This window comes from Stenotrophomonas sp. SrG, assembly GCF_050031795.1.
In the GTDB taxonomy this organism is placed as follows: domain Bacteria; phylum Pseudomonadota; class Gammaproteobacteria; order Xanthomonadales; family Xanthomonadaceae; genus Stenotrophomonas; species Stenotrophomonas rhizophila_A.
The window spans coordinates 1-244 of record NZ_JBNBBE010000872.1 but is presented as its reverse complement, the minus strand read 5'-3'; the positions used below and the strand labels follow the sequence as shown (position 1 = coordinate 244).

Sequence of the window (244 nt, the reverse complement as noted above, 5' to 3'; positions counted from 1 at the left end):
CGATACACATCGGCACCCCTACTACCAGACAGCACACCATTGCCCGCGCCGCCCCCCCGCCTGTCGATGCCCCCACCTGCGTTGATCGAGGCCTCGCCGTCACCGCCGTAGATGATGTCCTCACCGAGAGAGCCGTACCGGGTGTCATTCTGTTCTGTGCCGTAGACGACGTTTGGATCGGGCATAGCGCTGGTCCATGGAGAAATCCAGTGGTGGGTAGCGGGCATGCCGGCAGCAGTTGAGC

At 63.1% G+C, this 244-nt stretch carries 1 protein-coding gene; it reads right to left on the bottom strand.

Going from position 1 to position 244, the window contains the following annotated elements; translation table 11 throughout:
* Nucleotides 1-185 (bottom strand): hypothetical protein (locus tag ACQG3P_RS22000; RefSeq protein WP_426806235.1); only part of this gene is annotated, 185 nt, incomplete at its 3' end.
* Nucleotides 186-244 lie beyond the last annotated feature (59 nt).